Origin of the sequence: Pseudomonas sp. NPDC089534 (assembly GCF_044749305.1) — a bacterium.
Lineage (GTDB): Bacteria > Pseudomonadota > Gammaproteobacteria > Pseudomonadales > Pseudomonadaceae > Aquipseudomonas > Aquipseudomonas ekonensis.
In genome coordinates, this window is the sequence record NZ_JBIVHR010000019.1 from 62,230 (window position 1) to 81,851 (window position 19,622).

At 65.4% G+C, this 19,622-nt stretch carries 19 protein-coding genes; 10 read left to right on the top strand and 9 right to left on the bottom strand.

Going from position 1 to position 19,622, the window contains the following annotated elements:
* The first annotated feature begins 349 nt into the window (after window positions 1-349).
* The 7 genes from ACIP0B_RS08495 (at window position 350) to ACIP0B_RS08525 (ending at window position 5,595) form a co-directional block, all read left to right on the top strand.
* The gene (locus ACIP0B_RS08495) at window positions 350-817 is read left to right on the top strand and encodes a hypothetical protein (RefSeq protein ID WP_400831173.1); all 468 of its coding nucleotides are present in this window, start codon (window positions 350-352) and stop codon (window positions 815-817) included.
* A 170-nt stretch (window positions 818-987) separates the two neighbouring features.
* A complete protein-coding gene (locus tag ACIP0B_RS08500) occupies window positions 988-1,620 on the top strand; it encodes a TetR family transcriptional regulator (RefSeq protein WP_400831174.1) in 633 nt (210 codons plus the stop codon).
* Between the two features lie 249 nt (window positions 1,621-1,869).
* Window positions 1,870-2,370 (top strand): urease accessory protein UreE, encoded by a 501-nt coding sequence (ureE, locus tag ACIP0B_RS08505; protein WP_400831175.1) that lies wholly within the window; start codon window positions 1,870-1,872, stop codon window positions 2,368-2,370.
* Complete coding sequence (locus ACIP0B_RS08510) at window positions 2,367-3,041, top strand: urease accessory protein UreF (RefSeq protein ID WP_400831177.1); 675 nt, start codon at window positions 2,367-2,369, stop codon at window positions 3,039-3,041. Before ureE ends, ACIP0B_RS08510 begins: the two co-directional genes overlap by 4 nt.
* Window positions 3,042-3,064: 23 nt before the next feature.
* On the top strand, window positions 3,065-3,679 hold the full coding sequence (gene ureG, locus ACIP0B_RS08515) for an urease accessory protein UreG (protein ID WP_008001031.1): 615 nt from the start codon (window positions 3,065-3,067) through the stop codon (window positions 3,677-3,679).
* Between the two features lie 27 nt (window positions 3,680-3,706).
* Window positions 3,707-4,279: a HupE/UreJ family protein gene (locus ACIP0B_RS08520; protein ID WP_400831178.1), complete on the top strand. Its 573-nt coding sequence runs from the start codon at window positions 3,707-3,709 to the stop codon at window positions 4,277-4,279.
* Between the two features lie 182 nt (window positions 4,280-4,461).
* Window positions 4,462-5,595 carry an AGE family epimerase/isomerase gene (locus ACIP0B_RS08525; RefSeq protein WP_400831180.1) on the top strand — a complete coding sequence of 378 codons (1,134 nt, stop codon included), beginning with the start codon at window positions 4,462-4,464 and terminating at the stop codon, window positions 5,593-5,595.
* A gap of 98 nt (window positions 5,596-5,693) precedes the next feature.
* Here ACIP0B_RS08525 and ACIP0B_RS08530 read toward each other — a convergent pair whose 3' ends face one another.
* From ACIP0B_RS08530 to ACIP0B_RS08565, 8 genes are all read right to left on the bottom strand, one after another.
* A complete protein-coding gene (locus ACIP0B_RS08530) occupies window positions 5,694-6,458 on the bottom strand; it encodes an SDR family oxidoreductase (RefSeq protein ID WP_400831181.1) in 765 nt (254 codons plus the stop codon).
* Between the two features lie 828 nt (window positions 6,459-7,286).
* Window positions 7,287-8,003, bottom strand: a complete 717-nt coding sequence (locus tag ACIP0B_RS08535) for an ABC transporter ATP-binding protein (RefSeq protein WP_400831182.1) — start codon at window positions 8,001-8,003, stop codon at window positions 7,287-7,289.
* Entirely contained in the window at window positions 8,000-8,872 is an 873-nt protein-coding gene (locus ACIP0B_RS08540) for an ATP-binding cassette domain-containing protein (protein WP_085582836.1), read from the bottom strand. The genes ACIP0B_RS08535 and ACIP0B_RS08540 overlap by 4 nt, the downstream gene beginning before the upstream one ends.
* Entirely contained in the window at window positions 8,869-10,170 is a 1,302-nt protein-coding gene (gene livM, locus ACIP0B_RS08545; protein ID WP_400831184.1) for a high-affinity branched-chain amino acid ABC transporter permease LivM, read from the bottom strand. The genes ACIP0B_RS08540 and livM overlap by 4 nt, the downstream gene beginning before the upstream one ends.
* Before the next feature lie 3 nt (window positions 10,171-10,173).
* Window positions 10,174-11,088, bottom strand: coding sequence for an ABC transporter permease subunit (locus ACIP0B_RS08550; protein WP_085582841.1), 915 nt, complete (start codon window positions 11,086-11,088; stop codon window positions 10,174-10,176).
* Between the two features lie 240 nt (window positions 11,089-11,328).
* Window positions 11,329-12,462 carry a branched-chain amino acid ABC transporter substrate-binding protein gene (locus ACIP0B_RS08555; protein WP_085582843.1) on the bottom strand — a complete coding sequence of 378 codons (1,134 nt, stop codon included), beginning with the start codon at window positions 12,460-12,462 and terminating at the stop codon, window positions 11,329-11,331.
* Between the two features lie 368 nt (window positions 12,463-12,830).
* Window positions 12,831-14,114: an NAD(P)/FAD-dependent oxidoreductase gene (locus ACIP0B_RS08560; protein ID WP_400831185.1), complete on the bottom strand. Its 1,284-nt coding sequence runs from the start codon at window positions 14,112-14,114 to the stop codon at window positions 12,831-12,833.
* Window positions 14,115-14,270: 156 nt separating this feature from the next.
* Window positions 14,271-15,761 carry an aldehyde dehydrogenase family protein gene (locus tag ACIP0B_RS08565; RefSeq protein WP_400831186.1) on the bottom strand — a complete coding sequence of 497 codons (1,491 nt, stop codon included), beginning with the start codon at window positions 15,759-15,761 and terminating at the stop codon, window positions 14,271-14,273.
* 184 nt (window positions 15,762-15,945) lie between these two features.
* On the opposite strand from ACIP0B_RS08565, the gene ACIP0B_RS08570 reads away from it, so the two are divergent.
* The 3 genes from ACIP0B_RS08570 (at window position 15,946) to nadE (ending at window position 19,031) form a co-directional block, all read left to right on the top strand.
* Window positions 15,946-16,857: a LysR family transcriptional regulator gene (locus ACIP0B_RS08570; protein ID WP_400831188.1), complete on the top strand. Its 912-nt coding sequence runs from the start codon at window positions 15,946-15,948 to the stop codon at window positions 16,855-16,857.
* 118 nt (window positions 16,858-16,975) lie between these two features.
* On the top strand, window positions 16,976-18,199 hold the full coding sequence (gene pncB / locus ACIP0B_RS08575; RefSeq protein ID WP_400831189.1) for a nicotinate phosphoribosyltransferase: 1,224 nt from the start codon (window positions 16,976-16,978) through the stop codon (window positions 18,197-18,199).
* Between the two features lie 4 nt (window positions 18,200-18,203).
* Window positions 18,204-19,031, top strand: a complete 828-nt coding sequence (gene nadE / locus ACIP0B_RS08580) for an ammonia-dependent NAD(+) synthetase (protein ID WP_400831191.1) — start codon at window positions 18,204-18,206, stop codon at window positions 19,029-19,031.
* Between the two features lie 185 nt (window positions 19,032-19,216).
* On the opposite strand, the gene azu is transcribed toward nadE, so the two are convergent.
* A partial coding sequence (gene azu, locus ACIP0B_RS08585; RefSeq protein ID WP_400831193.1) for an azurin occupies window positions 19,217-19,622 on the bottom strand: 406 nt, incomplete at its 5' end.

Genomic DNA, 19,622 nt, shown 5'->3' on the forward strand with positions numbered 1-19,622 from the left:
AAGCTCCTGAAGACGGCGGCGGCCCCGAAAGGCCCTACATGGAATCTACGACTGGCAAACCGGACGCAGGTTTAATCGAAAGGCTTTCGGCGGCGGAAAAAAACACGCCGATCCTGACCGGTCGGTCGAGGAAGCGTTACCGCCCCCCGCACGTTTGCGAGGCATGGGTGGGTGGAAAATACCCACCTCGGTGCAAAACCGATCGCCCGAGAGGCCCGGTCTAGAGCCTCCCGCACGAACAATCAATTCTGTTGATTATTACCATTGTGTTTATGAACTTTTATATCGACTTATCGAGAGTAGCATTGCCCTCGTACCCACTTTATCGCCCTCCCAAGGAGCAACCATCATGAAACGCCAATTACTCTTCAGCCTTACCCTGTCCATGCTGGCCAGCACCGCTTTCGCCCTGCCGGCCGCCGATCAGGCCACCCCGCAAGTCAAGGCCAGCCACTCGGTATTCAGCCAAACCATCGCCGCCGACGGCTCCGACCGCACGCCGCAGGGTCAGACCCTGGCAGAAAACGGCCGTAACCGCCTGGAAGAGAAAGGCCTGGTTCAGGATGGCTCCGATCGCACCCCACAAGGCCAAGCCCTGGCGGCTGACGGCTCCGACCGCACTCCACAAGGCCAGACCCTCGCGGCTGACGGCTCCGACCGCACCCCACAAGGCCAGACCCTGGCGGCCGACGGCTCCGACCGCACCCCACAAGGCCAGACCCTGGCGGCTGACGGCTCCGACCGCACCCCACAAGGCCAGACCCTCGCCGAAGGCGGTGGTGACCGTGTGATCGAACGCAACGCCTCGCTGAGCTGAGCCCATGACGGCCCGGAAAAAAAGCCCGATCACCCGATCGGGCTTTTGACTTTTCGGCCCCCGGCACCCCAGTCCCCACCCCTTCCTGCGCAACATGCCCGCCACCGTTCGACGCCGGCAAAGCCGATTTGCTAGAGTGCGGCGCTTGTCCTGCCCAGAACCCACCGCTGATGCTGCCCCGCGCCGAACAGAAACAACAGACCCGCAACGCCCTGATGGACGCTGCCCGCCATTTGATGGAGAGCGGCCGAGGCTTCGGCAGCCTGAGCCTGCGCGAAGTCACGAAAACCGCCGGGATCGTGCCCACCGGTTTCTACCGGCATTTCGCCGACATGGACGAACTGGGCCTGGAACTGGTGCGCGAAGTCGGCCAGACCTTCCGCGAGACCATCCGCCTGGTGCGCCACAACGAATTCGTCATGGGCGGCATCATCGATGCGTCGGTGCGGATCTTTCTCGACGTGGTCAGCGCCAACCGCTCGCAGTTCCTGTTCCTGGCCCGCGAACAGTACGGCGGTTCGCTGCCGGTGCGCCAGGCCATCGGCCGCCTGCGCGAAGGAATCAGCTCGGACCTTGCGGCGGACCTTTCGCTGATGCCCAAGCTCCAGCACCTCAACGCTGCGGCGCTGAGCGTGATGGCCGACCTGATCGTCAAGTCGGTGTTCGCCACCCTCCCGGACATCATCGACCCGCCGGCCGAAGCCCTGCCGGAACACCTGACGCCGCAAGCGAAGATCACCCAGCAACTGCGCTTCATCTTCATCGGCCTCAAGCACTGGCAAGGCCTGGGCAGCACCGAATAATCCCCGCCGCACCGCTCCTGCGGGAGCCATCCATAACGCCGCAAGCCCGGATCAATACAGTTGCTTCCAAAAAGGGGGCATCACGGGCCTTCATTTGGTGCATGTAAAAATCTTCACGCACCAAAACGCCTCACATTTCTGCAACATCTTGAAACATCCACTACGCTCCGACAGGGTTTTCCTACGCCTCGCCCGATTGGCAAGCCCCTTGCTCTAGCCTGAGCATTGTCCACTGCCGGAAGCGCTCCAATGCTGGTGATCCATCGCCGAATCGCCCCTCAGCCCGCATGGGCCGCCGAGCTGCACCTGACCTTCGAAGCCCGGAGCAAGAGCCGCCTGCGCTGTTTCAGTGCCGACGGCGAGGACGTCGGGCTGTTCCTGGAGCGCGGCCAGCCGCCGCTGCACGACGGCGAATGCCTGGAGGCCCAGGACGGCAGGATCGTGCGGGTCTGCGCCCGCCCCGAACAACTGCTGCACGTCACCTGCGCCAGCGCCTTCGAACTGACCCGCGCCGCCTACCACCTGGGCAACCGCCATGTCGCCCTGCAAGTGGGCGACGGCTGGCTGCGCCTGCTCGACGACTACGTGCTCAAGGCCATGCTCGAACAGCTCGGCGCACAGGTCGACGCCATCGAAGCGCCGTTCCAGCCGGAGCACGGCGCCTACGGCGGCGGCCATCACCACTCGCACCACGGTGACGCGGACTTCAATTACGCGCCGAAACTCCACCAGTTCGGCGTGCGCCTGTGAACCCGGCCTGGGCGCTGCTGCGCCTGGCCAGCCCGCAGCTGCCGATCGGCGGCTACAGCTATTCCCAAGGGCTGGAAATGGCGGTGGACGACGGCCGCGTCGACAGCCCGGACAGCGCCCGGCGCTGGATCGGCGACCAACTGCTGCTGAACCTGGCCCGGTTCGAGGCGCCGCTGCTGCTCGCCCATTGCCTGGCCGCCGCCGATGAACGCTGGGACGAACTGCTGCGGCTCTGCGAAGCCCACCGCGCCAGCCGCGAGACCCGCGAACTGCACCTGGAAAGCCGGCAGATGGGTTATTCGCTGCAGCAACTGCTCGGCGGCCTGCCGGAACTGGATGCCTCCGCCCGAACCTGTCTTGAACGCTGCGACGAGCCGCACCTGGCCCTGGGCTGGGCTTTGGCCGCCCGCGCCTGGCGGATCAGCCCCCAGGACGCCCTCGCCGCCTGGCTGTGGGCCTGGCTGGAAAACCAGTTGGCCGTGCTGATGAAAACCCTGCCGCTGGGCCAGCAAGCCGCCCAGCGCCTGACCAGCGAACTGCTGCCGCTGCTGCAGCAGGCCCAGCAGGATGCCACCCGAATCGACCCCGAACGCATCGGCAGCGCCGCGTTCGGCCTGTCCCTGGCGTGCATGGCCCACGAGCGCCAGTACAGCCGCCTGTTCCGCTCTTAGGCCCTTTCAGTTTGGAGAACCGCATGAACACACAACCTTTGCGCGTCGGCATCGGCGGCCCGGTCGGCTCCGGCAAGACCGCGTTGACCCTGGCCCTGTGCCTGGCCCTGCGCGAACGCTACAACCTGGCCGTGGTCACCAACGACATCTACACCCGCGAAGACGCCGACTTTCTGGTGCGCAACGAGGCATTGGCGCCGGAACGCATCATCGGCGTGGAGACCGGCGGCTGCCCGCACACGGCGATCCGCGAGGACGCCTCGATCAACCTTGAGGCGGTGGATCAGCTGAACCGGCGCTTTCCGGGGCTGGACCTGATCCTGGTGGAGTCCGGCGGCGACAACCTGTCCGCCACGTTCAGCCCGGAGCTGTCGGACCTGACCATTTACGTAATCGACGTCTCGGCCGGCGACAAGCTGCCGCGCAAGGGCGGCCCCGGGATCTGCAAGTCCGACCTGCTGGTGATCAACAAGATCGACCTGGCGCCGCTGGTCGGCGCTTCGCTGGAGATGATGAACAGCGACACCCAACGGATGCGCAACGGCAAGCCGTTCGTGTTCAGCAACCAGAAGACCGGCCAGGGACTTGAGGAAATCATCGCCTTCATCGAACGCCAGGGGCTGCTGACGGCGGCCTGACTCACTCATCAACAAGGAAGCTTATCCATGACGCTCAAACGCATTTTCGCCGCCGCGGCCCTGCTCCTCGCCCCGGCCCTGGCCTTCGCCCATCCGGGCCACGGCGACAGCGGCCTGGTGGCCGGCATCAGCCACCCGATCGGCGGTCTCGACCATTTGCTGGCGATGCTGGCCGTCGGCCTGTGGGCCGCCCAGCAACGGGGCGCGGCCCGCTGGGCGCTGCCGTGCACCTTCGTCGGCACCATGCTGATCGGCGGCCTGCTCGGCTTCGAGGGCCTGGAGTTGCCGGCGCTGGAAAGCGGCATCGCCGCCTCGGTGCTGGCGCTCGGCCTGGCCGTGGCGCTGGCGGTGCGCCCGCCGCTCGTGATGGCGGTGGCGGCGACGGCGCTGTTCGCCCTGTTCCATGGCGTGGCCCATGGGCTGGAACTGCCGGACATGTCGAGCCCATGGGCGTATGCCGCCGGCTTCGTCGTGGCGACCGCAGCGCTGCATGCGGCGGGCTATGGCGTGGTGCGCGCGCTGCCTCAGGCCGCCGCGCCGCTGGTGCGGCTGGCCGGCGCGGCGTCCGCGGCGACCGGGGTTTGGCTGTTGGCGGGCTGATCCGCGCTGCCGGATCGGGCCTCATCGCCAGCAGGGCTGGCTCCCACGGGTTTCGGGCTTGCGCTGACCCCATGTGGGAGCCAGCCCCGCTGGCGAAGGCGGCCTGACAGACACCGCGTCTCTCAGGCCGAGCTCTCTGCTACCATGTCGCGCAATCGCCCCAGCCGTGACGACGTCCGCCCATGCCGCAAGCTTCCCGTTCCGCCTCCCTGCCTGAATTGACCGCCCTGTTCGGTCAGGTGCAACAGCACTTTCTCGACGTGATCGTGCCGCTCTGGCAAGGCCCTGGCTGGAACGCCGACATGGCGCTGCCCTTCGAGGCGCTGGACGCCGCGCACCGCCCCTTGCCGCCGCAGCGCTACCGGGCGATGGCCTGCGCGCGGCAGCTGTACCTGTTTTCCAGCCTGATCGGCCAGGTCGAGGGCGCCGAAGCCCGCGCAGCGGCGCTGTTCCGCTCGCTGCAGCGGCACTTCCACGACGCCGAGCACGGCGGCTGGTTCTACAGCATCGACCCGCAGGGCAAACCGCTGGACCGGCGCAAGGACCTCTACACCCACGCCTTCATCCTGTTCGCCTGCGCCCATTACTGGGACAAGGTGCGCGAACCGCTGGTGGAATCGACCCTCGACGCCGCCCTGGAAATCATCGCCCGGCGCTTCGCCACCGGTGACGGCCTCTACGAGGCGTGCCTCGGACCGGACTGGATCACCCTGGAGACCGGCCCCCTGCAGAACCCGCTGATGCACCTGGCCGAGGCGTTCCTGGCCACCCTGGCGGTGCGTGAAGACGCCGCCGTGCAGCAGGCGCTGACCGAGTTATGCACAGCCATGCACGCGCGCTTCATCGACCCGCAGCACCGCGTGCTGCTGGAGAAACCGCTGGGGGCTGTGGATAACTGGTACGAACCGGGGCATCAGTTCGAGTGGTATTTCCTGCTCGAATCCTCGCCTCTGCTGCGCGGCTCGACGCTGCACGGCGCGCTGGAGCAGGCTTTCGCGTTCAGCGAACGGCACGGCGTGGAGCCTGCCACCGGCGCGGTGCTGGCCATGCTGGATCCGGTGCCGGGCCGTCCTGCGAAGGATCCGACCCAGCGCATCTGGGCCCAGGCCGAATACCTGCGGGCGCTGACCTTGCGGGCAGGCGGCGAAGCGGCGGTGCTGCGCCAGTTGCAGGCGCTGCAACGGCGTTTCCTGCATGAGGGCGGCTGGCACGAGTGCCGCGACGCCGACGGCGCCGTCAGCCGCAAGGACATGCCGTCCACCACGCCGTATCACCTGGCGACCTGCTACCGCGGGCTGGCCGATTACCTGAATTGACCTGTGGCGAGCTTGCCCGCGCTTGAGTGCGCAGCGCTCACACCCGATCGGGGCGGCTGCGCAACCCGGCGCGAGCAAGCTCGCTCGCCACAGGATCCTTAAGCCTTGTTGCGCTCGATGGCGAACCCGGCCCAGCTCTGGCTCACCGGCATCAGTTCCAGACGGTTGATGTTGATGTGCGCCGGCGCGTTGAGCACCCAGAAGATGGTCTCGGCGATGTCCTGCGGCTGGATCGGCTCGGCACCCGCGTACGTGGCGTCGTAGCGCGCCTGGTCACCGGCGAAGCGCACCAGCGAGAACTCGCTTTCGCACAGGCCCGGCTCGATGTTGCTCACGCGCACGCCAGTGCCTTGCAGGTCGCAGCGCAGGTTCAGGGAAAACTGCTTCACGAACGCCTTGGTCGCGCCGTACACATGGCTGCCCGGGTACGGGTAGTTGCCGGCGATGGAGCCGAGGTTGACGATGCCCGCGCCGCGGCCGTGGGCGATCAGGCGCGGCAGCAGCAGGCGGGTGCTGTACATGAGGCCTTTGACGTTGGTGTCGACCATGGTGTCCCAGTCGTCGAGGTCGCACTTGGGCGCCGGATCCACGCCCAGCGCCAGCCCGGCGTTGTTGATCAGGCCGCGCAGGGTGGCGAAGGACGGCGGCAGGTCGGCGATCGCCTCTTCCATGGCCTTGCGGTCGCGCACGTCCAGCACCAGGCCGTGCACTTCGGTCTGTTTCGACAGTTCTGCGCACAGGGCCTTCAGGCGTTCCTCACGACGGCCGGTCAGCACCAGTTTCCAGCCGGCCTCGGCAAAACGTCGGGCGCAGGCTTCGCCGAAACCGGAGGTCGCGCCGGTGATAAACAGGGTGTTGGACATCGTGTTCTCCTTGCTTCGGCCGCCGTGGGCAGCCATTGGAATGGACAATCAGCGGGCAGCATGCCCGGCCTTTACCCTGTGGGCAACCTCCGCCCCCTGTACAAAAAACGCTCAATCGCCTGGACACCGCAGCCACCGCGGCCTGTAGCCGGATGCCCGCACCTTATCCACAATCCCTTCCACAGTTTCCGGGGGCAACTGGAAAGGCGCAAAGCCGCGCCGCACAAGGCTTTGCGGGCCAAATGCAAAGTTTTTCCCTTGACCCTGAGCAAGCACTTGTGCCGCACCGGGCATCCTGCACGACCGGGCAGTCACCGGCGTGATTGCGCGAGGCCAGTAGCCACGGCCCTCTGCGGCGTCTTTCCAGAGATTGCCCACAGAGTTATCCACAGGATTGCGCACACCCTGACGGGCCCTTTGCCGGGCTGACAAAAGGGTTGACAAACGGGTCATCGACCCGGCAAAAAATCGCTGATCAAAAAACACCCATCAAGCTGCAAGCCACGGTTTAAAAGGCTTTCAGCCAGCTACTCCCACGTTATGCACAGCCGGTTCCACAGCCGGTGGGGACAAGTCAAAACCGTGCAAAAACAGCCGTTTGCAGCGTCTTTATGTCGCGCTTCGGCAGGTTGGAGATTTGGTTTTCCACAATTGAGGCATTCGCCGAAAGTCAACTGCGGGAGCGAACCTGTTCGCCTCAGCGACCTGCGAGGCTGAATGTGCCGCCGCCATCGCGGGCAGGCTCGCTCCCACTGGGTTCAAGGCACCGTCCGGGCATGAAAAAGCCCCGGGGCTTGCGACCCGGGGCTGTGCCTTGCTGTGGAAAACTCAGTGCCCGCCCAGGTAGGCGTTGCGCACCTCCTCGTTCACCAGCAGCTCCTTGCCGGTGCCGCTGAGGCGGATCTCGCCGTTGACCATCACGTAGGCCCGGTCGGACAGCTTCAACGCATGGTTGGCGTTCTGCTCGACCAGGAAGATGGTCATGCCGGTCTTCGCCAGCTCGCGCAGGGTGGCGAAGATCTGCTTCACCACGATCGGCGCAAGGCCCAGGCTCGGCTCGTCGAGCAGCAACAGCTTGGGCCGGCTCATCAGCGCACGGGCGATGGCGAGCATCTGCTGCTCGCCGCCGGACATGGTCATGGCCCGCTGGCTGCGCCGCTCCTCTAGCCGCGGGAACAGCTCGAACATGCGCTGCATGTCTTCCTTGGCATGCTTGTCGCCGATCGGGATGGTGCCCATCAGCAGGTTTTCCTCGACGGTCATGTCGGGGAACACCCGCCGCCCTTCCGGCGACTGCGCGATGCCGTTGGAGGCGATGTAGTGCGACGACTTGTGGGTGATGTCCACGCCCTGGTAGAGGATCTGCCCGGACTCCGCCCGGGGCTGGCCGAAGATCGACATCAGCAGGGTGGACTTGCCGGCGCCGTTGGAGCCGATCAGGCTGACCGTCTCCCCCTCGTTGATGTGCAGCGAAACGCCCTTGAGGGCCTGGATCGGCCCGTAGTACACGTTCAGGTCCTTGAGTTCGAGGATCGGTCGGCTCATACCACTTCCTCTTCGTCGGCGCCCAGATAGGCGGCAATCACTTTCGGATCGTGACGGATGTCTTCAGGGCCGCCCTCGGCGATCACCACGCCGTGGTCCAGCACCACAATGTGGTCGGAAATGCTCATCACCATGCCCATGTCGTGTTCGATCAGCACCACGGTCAGATCGTGCTCGTCGCGCAGCAGCCGGATCATCGCGCTCAGCGCTTCGGTTTCCTGAGGGTTGAGGCCGGCGGCCGGTTCGTCGAGGCAGATGATCTGCGGCCGCGTGCACATGGCCCGGGCGATCTCCAGGCGGCGCTGCTGGCCGTAGGACAGCTCACCGGCCAGACGGTTGGCGCAGTCCACCAGGTCCACCACTTCGAGCCAGTAGAACGCGCAATCCAGCGCGTCGCTCTCGGCCTTGCGGTAGCCCTTGGTGTTGAGGATGCCGGACAGCATGTTGCGGTTGACCCACATGTGCTGGGCCACCAGCAGGTTCTCCAGCACCGACATCTCCTTGAACAGGCGGATGTTCTGGAAGGTGCGGGCCAGGCCTGCGCGGTTCACCAGGTGGGTGCCGCCGAACATCTTGTAGTACAGGCGGCTGGCGAAGGTCTTCGGCGAGACGAAGTCGGTCGGCTTGAACGACTCGCCCAGCAATTGGATGACGTTGGTCTGCCGGCCGCGCACGTTGAGTTCGATCTTGCCGCCGGAGGCCTTGTAGAACCCGGTCAGGCAGTTGAACACGGTGGTCTTGCCGGCGCCGTTGGGGCCGATCAGGGCGAAGATCGAGTTGCGTTTAACTTTCAGGCTGACGTCGTTCAGCGCCTTGATGCCGCCGAAATGCATCATCAGTTTCTCGACAGAGAGCACGACTTCACTCATGGCGCAGCCCTCTCATAGTGAATGGCACCTTTGCGTGGGGTGACGCCGGTGCGGCTGATGCGGATCAGCCCCCGCGGTCGCCAGATCATCATCAACACCATCAGGATGCCGAACAGCAGCACGCGGTACTCGGCGAAGCTGCGCAGCAGTTCCGGGGCGACCGTCAGCACGAACGCGGCGATCACCACGCCGATGGTCGAGCCCATGCCGCCGAGCACCACGATGGCGAGGATCAGCGCCGACTCGAAGAAGGTGAAGGAGGTCGGGTTGACGAAGCCTTGGTACGTGGCGAAGAACACCCCGGCCAGGCCGGCGGTGGAGGCGCCGATGGTGAACGCCGAGAGCTTGACCAGCACGTGGTTCAGGCCCATCGAGCGGCAGGCGATCTCGTCCTCGCGCAGGGCTTCCCAGGCGCGGCCCACCGGCATCTTGACCAGCCGGTGCTTGATGTACAGCACGGCCAGCACCACCAGGAACAGCACCGCATAGATGAAGTAGTACTTGATGTCCGGGTTGTAGGCGATGCCGAAGAACTCGTGGAACGGCACCCCGCCGTCCTTCGCCCGCTTGCCGAACTCCAGGCCGAAGAAGGTCGGCAGCGGCGCCGGCATGCCGTTCGGGCCTCCGGTCAGGGACAGCCAGTTGTTGAGGATCAGGCGGATGATCTCACCGAAGCCCAGGGTCACGATCGCCAGGTAGTCGCCGTGCAGGCGCAGCACCGGGAACCCGAGGATGCACCCGGCGAGGCCGGCGGTGATCGCCGCCAGCGGCAGCACGGTCCAGAAGCCCAGCCCCAGGTACTGGTAGCCGAGCGCCAGGCCGTAGGCGCCGATGGCGTAGAACGCCACGTAACCCAGGTCGAGCAGGCCGGCCAGGCCCACCACAATGTTCAGCCCCAGCCCCAGCAGCACATAGATCAGGCCCAGGATGACCACGCCCAGCAGGTAGGAGTTGGAGAAGAACGGCAGCACCACGGCGACGACGATCATCAGCGGGATGATCCAGCGCAGCCGAGACTTGTAGTCCGGCGGCAGCACGTGCACGCCGGAGCCGGTGCTCTCGAAGCTGTCGAGGATGCGCAGGCCCCTCGGCGTCTGCAGGAACAGGCTAAGGGCGAAACGTCCGGCCATGACGATGGCGATGATCCACGCCACGCGGGTGGGTTCCAGGTTGAAGCTGTAGCCGTCGAGCACGACGCCGACGATCGGGCCGAACACGATCAGGGCGATCAGGCCGGCCAGGATGGCCTCGACCACACTCTTTTTCACATCAATGGATTTGGCAGTGGTTGAAGACATCGCTTACACCTTCGACACAAGAGGACGGCCCAGCAGGCCCTGAGGCCGGAAGACCAGGACAAGCACGAGCAGCGAGAAGCTGAACACGTCCTTGTAGTCGGAGTTGACCAGGCCCGAGAACAGCGACTCGGAAATGCCCAGGATGATCCCGCCGAGCATCGCGCCGGGCAGCGAACCGATCCCGCCGAGCACGGCGGCGGTGAACGCCTTGATGCCGATGACGAAGCCTGCGTAGAAGTCGAAGGTGCCGTAGTTCATGGTGATCAGCACGCCGGCCAGGGCCGCCATCGCCGCACCGATGATGAACACGTAGGAAATCACCCGGTCGGTGTTGATCCCCAGGATCGAGGCCATCTTGCGGTCTTGCTGGGTGGCGCGGCACATGCGGCCGAGCTTGGTGTACTTGATCACGTAGGTCAGCAGGCCCATGCCGATGAACGCCGCCACCAGGATGAAGACCTTGGTGTAGGTGAGCTGGACGAAGCCGGTGCCGACGTCGATCCGCCAGGCGCCGGTGAGCAGCGTCGGCACGCCCTGTTGGCGGGCGCCCTGGCTGATCTGGGCGTAGTTCTGCAGGATCAGGGAAATGCCGATGGCGCTGATCAGGGGCGCCAGCCGTGTGGAGTTGCGCAGGGGTTTGTAGGCGATGCGTTCGATGACCCAGCCGTACACTCCGGTGACCACGATGGTGAAGACCAGGGTGCCGAGCATCAGCAACGGGAAGGATTCGATACCGAAGTAAGCCAGCAGTGCCAGACTGATCGCCGCGAGGTAAGCGGAGATCATGTAAACCTCGCCGTGGGCGAAGTTGATCATGCCGATGATGCCGTAGACCATTGTGTAGCCGATGGCGATCAGGCCGTAGACCGACCCGAGGGTCAGGCCGTTGACCAGTTGCTGCAGGAAAATACCATCCATAACGCAATCTCACGCAGTGAGAACCTGCACACCCGAGGGCGCGCGGCTCTTCTAGGAAAAATACAGATTTACGTCGGAGCAGGGTCAGCCGCGACCGGTCAGCCCCCGCGCCCCCTGTGGGAGCTGGCCTGCCAGCGATGACGGCCTCACATTCGGCACCGTTGGCGCCTGTCGGTCCGTCATCGCGAGCAGGCTCGCTCCCACACGGGATCTGCGGGGATCAGCCGGTCGGGCCGACGCTTATTTCTGTTTTTCCAGCTGGTGGTATTTGCCGGTCGCGTCCCACTGGTAGACCACGTAGTCGGACACCTTCAGGTCGCCCTTCTTGTCCCAGGCCTTCTCGCCCATGACGGTCTTCACCGGGTTGGCCTTCAGCCACTCGGCGGCCTTCTCGCCGCTGTTGGACTTGGCGCCGTTGAACGCGGCGGCCAGGGTCTGGACCGAGGCGTAGGCGTACAGGGTGTAGCCCTCAGGCTCGGTGCCGGCCTTGCGGAAAGCGTCCACGACGGTCTTGCTGTCAGGCAGCAGGCGCGGGTCGGCGCCGAAGGTCATCAGCACGCCGTCGACGTATTGCGGGCCGCCGGCGGTGGTCACCAGTTCGTCGGTCACGATGCCGTCGTCGGACATGAACTTCACGTCCTTCAGGCCTTCGGTGCGCAGTTGCTTGACCAGAGGGCCGGCTTCCGGGTGCAGGCCGCCGAAGTAGACCACGTCGGCACCGGCCGCGCGGATCTTGGTGACCACGGCGCTGAAGTCTTTTTCGCCGCGGGTCAGGCCTTCGTACAGCACCGGCTTCACGCCGCGTTTTTCCAGCTGGGCCTTGGTGGCGTCGGCGAGGCCTTGGCCGTAGGTGTCCTTGTCGTGCAGCACGACGACTTTCTTGCCCTTGAGCACGTCGACGATGTAGTCGCCGGCGACGATGCCCTGCTGGTCGTCACGGCCGCACATGCGGAACATGGCGCTCAGGCCGCGCTCGGTGACCTGCGGGTTGGTGGAGCCTGGAGTGATCGCGATGATGCCGGCTTCGTCGTAGATTTCCGAAGCGGGAATGGTGGAGGAAGAGCAGAAGTGACCGACCACGCCGGCGACCTTCTGGTTGGTGAGGTCCTTGGCGACCGTCACGGCCTGCTTCGGCTCGCACGCGTCATCGCCCTTGACCAGCACGATCTTCTCCCCGTTGACGCCGCCCGCCGCGTTGATCGCGTCCGCCGCCGCCTGTGCCCCCTTCATGTACTGCTCGCCGAATGCCGCGTTGGCGCCGGTCATCGGGCCCGCCACACCGATCTTCACATCAGCTTGAGCAAACGCAGAGACACCCAGCGCAGCAGCCACTGCGAGGGCGAGGAAGCCTTTCTTGTAAAACGTCTGGGACATGAGGTGGTGCTCCAAGGTTTTTTTTAGTTGGCACTGCGACTTCACTTCACTGAATGCTCAGAGCAAGGGCCGTGCCATCGGTTTTTTATTCTTCAAAAAGTCGCTGCTTTCTTGTTATTTCGACTGTTTCGTTCCCATTTTCATTGGGCGTGCAACCGTCTAAACCGCGGAAGGTGAAACCAAGGTTTTTTTGAGGCGCAACCTTCGCGCGCCATCATTGCAACCGCGGCGCCAAACGACGTGCAACCTGCCTGTAACAGCCCGCGTCACCGAACTGCACACTGCTGGTGCGGGACTGCTACGGCCCGCACCATTACAGGCTAGTCGCTGCGCCGGAAAGCGCCGCGCGGAGCAACAAATTTCAACACTCAGATGACGATGCGCAGGCACTGGCCCGCGTGATACAGCGAGAACCCGGCCTCGTACAGGCAACTGCGCAGCCCCACGCCCGCCAGGGGCTGCATCGGTGCGAAGGGGATCGGCAGGGCCTGAGGATTTCCGTTACACAGGTAGTCGGCGAAGGCCTTGCCGACCACGGTGCCGGTGGTGACGCCACGGCCGTTGTAACCGGTGACGGCCACGATGCCGGGCGCCGGCTCGAACAGGCGCATCAGGTGATCGGGGGTGAAGGCGATGCGCCCGGTCCAGGTGCACTCCCATTCCACCGGCTTGAGGTTGGGGAAGTAATGCCGCTGCACCCGGTCGGCCCAGGCCTTGAGGAACCACGCCGGCTTCTGGTTGCCGTTGCCCAGGCTGCCGAGCAGCAGCCGGCCGTCCTTGTCGCGGCGGATGCTGCTCAGCACCTGGCGGGTGTCCCACGAGCCCTGCCCGCCCGGCAGGATCTCCTGGGCGGCGTCCTCGGTCAGCGGCACCGAGGCGACCTGATAGTAGTAGCCGGGGAAGAAATTGCGCTTGAGCTCGGTCCAGTCGCCCTCGGTGTAGGCGTTGGAGGCGATCACCACTTGCTCGGCCAGCACCGAGCCTTGTTCGGTCTGCACCGACCAGTGCGCCCCTTGCCGTTCCAGCCGGACGACCGGCGAATGGTCGAACACCTGCCCGCCGAGGCCCGCAACCGCCTTGGCCAGCCCGGTGACATAGCCCATCGGGTTGAGGGTGCCGGCCCGGCGGTCGAGCAGCGCGGCGGCGATCTTGCGGGTGCCGGTGGCCCGCTCGCAGGCCTGCCCGGTGAGCAGTTCCACCGGTGCGCCCCGGCGCTTCCACTGTTCTTCGCGGCTGCGCAGATCCGCCTCGCCCCGGGCGTTGTGCGCCATGTGCAGGGTGCCTTCGCGGCGCAGCTGGCAATCGATGGCGTACTTGTCCACCAGGCTGAACACCAGCGCCGGCGCCGCCCCCAGCATGCGGTTGAGCTGGCTGCCCACCGCCTCGCCGAACCCGGCCTCGATCTCGTCCGGCGGGATCCACATCCCGGCGTTGACCAGCCCGACGTTGCGCCCCGAGCCGCCATGGCCGGCACGGTGGGCTTCGAGCACGCAGACGCGCTTGCCCTTCTCCAACAGATGCAGCGCCGCCGACAGCCCGGTGAACCCGGCGCCGACCACGCAGACATCGACCTTGACCTCACCCTTGAGCGCCGCGTTGTCGGGCCTTTGCGGCGTGAGGGTTTCCCACAGACATTCTTCGCGTAACGGCATTGCCAGACTCCAACAGAAACCCAACAAACACTCTGTCCAGAATGTGGCAGCCAGCCTGCCGGCGAAAGCGGCACATCAGCCAACATCGATGTCGACTGACCCGTCGCCGTCGCCGGCAGGCCGGCTGCCACAGGGGATCGTCATCTCACCGACGGCTCAGTCGAAGGTGATGCCCTGGGCCAGCGGCAGTTCCAGCGAATAGTTCACGGTGTTGGTCTGGCGGCGCATGTAGGCGCGCCAGGCGTCGGAACCCGACTCGCGGCCGCCGCCGGTCTCCTTCTCGCCGCCGAACGCGCCGCCGATCTCCGCGCCGCTCGGGCCGATGTTGACGTTGGCGATGCCGCAGTCGCTGCCCACCGCCGACATGAACTTCTCGGCCTCACGCACATCCGTGGTGAAGATGCACGACGACAGGCCTTGCGGCACGGCGTTGTTCAGGCGCAGGGCCTCTTCGAAATCCGTGTAGCCGACCACGTACAGGATCGGCGCGAAGGTCTCGCTGCACACCACGTCGCTCTGCTCCGGCATTTCGACGATGGCCGGCGACACGTAGTAGGCGTTGGGGAACTGTTCCTGCAACTGGCGCTGACCGCCGAACACCCGGCCGCCCTCGCTCAGGGCCTGCTCCAGCGCATCCTGCATGTTCTCGAAACTGTGCTTGTCGATCAGCGGGCCGATCAGGTTGCCTTCCAGCGGATGGCCGATGCGCACCTTCGAATACGCGGCCTTCAGGCGGGTGACGATTTCCTCTTTCACCGATTCGTGGGCGATCAGCCGGCGCAGGGTGGTGCAGCGCTGGCCGGCGGTGCCGACGGCGCTGAACAGGATGGCGCGCACGGCCATGTCCAGGTCGGCGCTCGGGCCGAGGATCATCGCGTTGTTGCCGCCCAGTTCCAGGATGCTGCGGGCGAACCGCGCCGCGACCTTCGGCGCCACTTCACGGCCCATGCGGGTGCTGCCGGTGGCGCTGATCAGCGCCACGCGAGGATCGTCCACCAGCGCCTCGCCGGCGTCGCGGCCGCCGATCACCACTTGGCTCAGGTGCGCCGGGGCGTCGCTGAAATTCTTCGCCACCCGTTCGAACAGCGCCTGGCAGGCCAGCGCGGTGAGCGGGGTCTTCTCCGACGGCTTCCACACCACCGGATTGCCGCAGACCAGCGCCAGCGTGGTGTTCCACGCCCACACCGCGACCGGGAAGTTGAAGGCGCTGATCACCCCGACCACGCCCAGCGGATGCCAGGTCTCGCGCATGTGGTGGCCCGGACGCTCGGATGCGATGGTCAGGCCGTACAGCTGGCGCGACAGGCCGACGGCGAAGTCGCAGATGTCGATCATCTCCTGCACTTCGCCCAGGCCTTCCTGGGTGATCTTGCCGGCCTCCCACGACACCAGTTCGCCGAGGTCGGCCTTGTGCGCGCGCAGCACTTCGCCGAACTGGCGCACCAGCTCGCCGCGGCGCGGGGCCGGCACCTGGCGCCACAGCGCGAACGCATGATCGGCGCGACTGATGTGCTGCTCGACCTCGGCCGGGCCCTCCCAGTTCACGGCAGCGATGCGGCTGCCGTCGATGGGCGAATGCACCGGCACTTTGCCGTTCTGGTACAGGGCCGGGTTCACACCAAGACGATCAAGCAATGCGGCAACCATGGGTCACTCCTCAAGCGGAAACTGAATGTGGGCGGCCACGCTGAAGCGGCCGTGCAGGCCTTTAGTTGTAGCCTCAGGGCGGCTGTGCAACAAACGACCTTTACGCGAGATATCATTCCGTTTATTCATGCTGCGTCATGCCGGCCAGAGAATGCCGGCCAGAACACAAGAAAAAGGATTGCCCATGCTCAACAAACGCCACCTGCCGTCGATCACCGCGCTGCAGTGCTTCGAGGCCGTGACCCGGCACCTGAGTTTCACCCGGGCCGCCGAGGAACTGAACCTGACCCAGAGCGCCGTCAGCAAGCAGGTGGCGCAGCTGGAGGAATTGCTGCAGCACCTGCTGTTCCGCCGGGTGCGCCGGCGCCTGCAGATGACCCCGGCCGGCGACCTGTATCTGGTGGAGGTGCGCAAGATCCTCACCCAGGTGGAGATGTCCACCCACTACCTGCGTTCCTACGGCGGCGAGACCGAAGTCCTGCGGGTCTCCACCCCCTCGACCTTCGGCGCCCGCTGGCTGGTGCCGCGCCTCAAGGGCTGGCGGCTGCGCCATCCGTCGATCCACCTGGACCTGTGCAACGAACACGAGGCCGACGACTTGCTGCAAGGGCGCAGCGACCTGGCGTTCTACTTCGGCCAGGGCTCGCGGCCCGGCACCGAGTGCCTGAAGCTGTTCGGCGAAGAGCTGGTGCCGGTGTGCGCGCCGGGCAGCCTGCCGGCCACGCCGTTCACCGACCCCACGCAACTGACGGACCTGGTGCTGCTGCAGAACGCCTCGCGCCCGCAGGCCTGGCACGACTGGTTCGACAGCCAGGGCCTCCAGACCGAGCACAGCTATCACGGCCCGCGCTTCGAAACCTTCTATATGTGCATCCGCGCCGCCCAGGTCGGCTGCGGCGTGGCGCTGCTGCCGAAGTTCCTGGTGGAAGAGGAACTGGCCGACGGCAAGCTGGTCATCCCGTGGCCCCACGCGATGCCCAGTTCCGATGCCTATTACCTGGCTTACCCGGAGCACGCGGCGGAAGTGCCGAAAGTGCGGGATTTCGTGAAATGGATGCTGGAGCAGGTCGACAGCCCGGATCCGGTTGCGCACTGACCCGCCGCGGCAACGTGCCTCGCCCGGCAAATTTTGCTGGCGTTTCCTGCCGCCGATGTGCGCCACTAGCGCCATCGATTGATGCCGCGCCATCGCGCGGCCCGTCCGGAGACCGTTTATGAGCGAGAGTGTGTTTGCCGATCGCATCGTGCAGAACCTGCTCGACACCGACTTCTACAAGCTGACGATGATGCAGGCGGTGCTGCACAACTACCCCAACGTCGAAGTCGAATGGGAGTTCCGCTGCCGCAACGCCGAGGACCTGCGCCCGTACCTGGCGGAGATCCGCTTCCAGATCGAGCGCCTGGCCGAGCTGAGCCTGAGCGCCGACCAGTTGGGCTTCCTGGAGCGCATCTCCTTCCTCAAGCCGGACTTCCTGCGCTTTCTCGGCCTGTTCCGCTTCAACCTGCGCTACCTGCACACCGGCATCGACAACGGCGAGCTGTTCATCCGCCTGCGCGGGCCGTGGCTGCATGTGATCCTGTTCGAAGTGCCGCTGCTGGCGATCGTCAGCGAAGTGCGCAACCGCTACCGCTACCGCGACATCACCCTGGAGCTGGCCCGCGAGCAGCTGTACCGCAAGTTCGACTGGCTCAACGCCAATGCCTCGACCGAAGAGCTTTCGCAGTTGCAGGTCGCCGACTTCGGCACCCGCCGCCGGTTCTCGTACCGCGTGCAGGAAGAAGTGGTGAACGTGCTCAAGCACGACTTCCCCGGCCGCTTCGTCGGCACCAGCAACGTGCACCTGTCCCGGGAACTGGACATGAAACCGCTGGGCACTATGGCCCACGAGTGGATCATGGCCCACCAGCAACTCGGCCCGCGGCTGATCGACAGCCAGAGCGCCGCCCTCGACTGCTGGGTGCGCGAATACCGGGGCCTGCTGGGAATCGCCCTGACCGACTGCATCACCACCGACGCGTTCCTCGGCGATTTCGACCTGTACTTCGCCAAGCTCTTCGACGGCCTGCGCCACGACTCCGGGGATCCGGTGCTGTGGGGCGAAAAATGCATCGCCCATTACCACAGGCTCGGCATCGACCCGATGAGCAAGACCCTGGTGTTCTCCGACAGCCTGACCTTGCCCAAATCGCTGGAGATCTTCCGGGCCCTGCACGGCCGGATCAACGTCAGCTTCGGCATCGGCACCAACCTCACCTGTGACATTCCGGGTGTCGAACCGATGAGCATCGTGCTTAAAATGGCCGCCTGCAACGGCCAACCGGTGGCGAAGATCTCCGACGAGCCGGGCAAGACCCACTGCAAAGACCCGAATTTCGTCGCCTACTTGCGACACGTTTTCCAGGTTCCTGCCGTTTCCAGCCTATCTAGCAAGGAGTGAATTCATGCAAGCCGTACAGCGTGAGATTGCTGAACAGCTCAAGGTCCAGCCGCCGTTCGCGGACCACAAGGCCCTCGAGGCGGAAGTCGCCCGACGCGTCGCCTTCATCCAGGACTGCCTGGTCGACTCCGGCCTCAAGACCCTCGTGCTGGGCATCAGCGGCGGCGTCGATTCCCTGACCGCAGGCCTGCTCGCCCAGCGCGCCATGCGTGAACTGCGCGAGCGCAGCGGCGACGACGGCTACAAGTTCATCGCCGTGCGCCTGCCCTACGACGTGCAGTTCGACGAGCACGACGCCCAGGCCTCGGTGGACTTCATCGACCCCGACGAGCGCCACACGGTCAACATCGGACCTGCGGTGAAATCCCTGGCCGGTGAAGTGGCGGCGTTCGAAGGCAAGCAAGCGGTGCAGAAAGACTTCGTGCTCGGCAACACCAAGGCGCGCATGCGCATGGTGGCCCAGTACACCATCGCCGGCGCCGCCCATGGCCTGGTGATCGGCACCGACCACGCGGCGGAAGCGGTGATGGGTTTCTTCACCAAGTTCGGCGACGGCGCCTGCGACCTGGCGCCGCTCAGCGGGCTGGTGAAGAACCAGGTGCGGGCGATCGCCCGCAGCTTCGGCGCGCCGGAACCGCTGGTGGAGAAGATCCCGACCGCCGACCTGGAAGACCTGGCGCCGGGCAAGCCGGACGAGGCGTCCCACGGCGTGACCTACGTCGAGATCGACGCCTTCCTGCACGGCGAACCGGTGCGCCAGGAAGCGTTCGACATCATCGTCAACACGTACAGAAAGACCCACCACAAGCGGGTGATGCCGTTTGCGCCGTGATTGACGAACGATCCGGCTGACTTCATCGCCAGCAGGTTTGCGCTGCCCCTGTGGGAGCGAGCCTGCTCGCGATGAACGATGAAGCGGTTTAAAGCCGGACACATGAAAAAGCCCGCCGGGGAGTCGATCCCCGGCGGGCTTTCTTTTGGCCTGAGCGTCGGTCGCTGCCGACGGCCCCCTCGCCGTCACTTGACGGTGACGGTGCCCTTCATCATCGAGATGTGGCCCGGGAACGAGCAGAAGAAGCCGTAGGCTTCACCGGCGGTCAGCTTGGACACGTCGATGGTCAGCGAGTCCTTCTCGCCGGCGCCGATGATCTTGGTGTGGGCGATGACGCGGGCGTCGCCCTCTTTCAGGTAGTTCTTGTCAATGCCGGCGGCCAGGCCGTCGGTGGCGATCGGCTGCATGTCGGCCTCTTTGCTGATCACCAGGTTATGGCCCATCACGTTCTTCGGCAGGCTGCCGGAGTGGGTCAGTTCGACGGTGAAGGTCTTGCAGCTCTTGTCGATTTCAATGGCCTTGGTGTTGAAGGACATCTGGTCGGTGGAATCTACGGTGGTTTTGCACTCTGCAGCCATCAGTTGGCTGCTG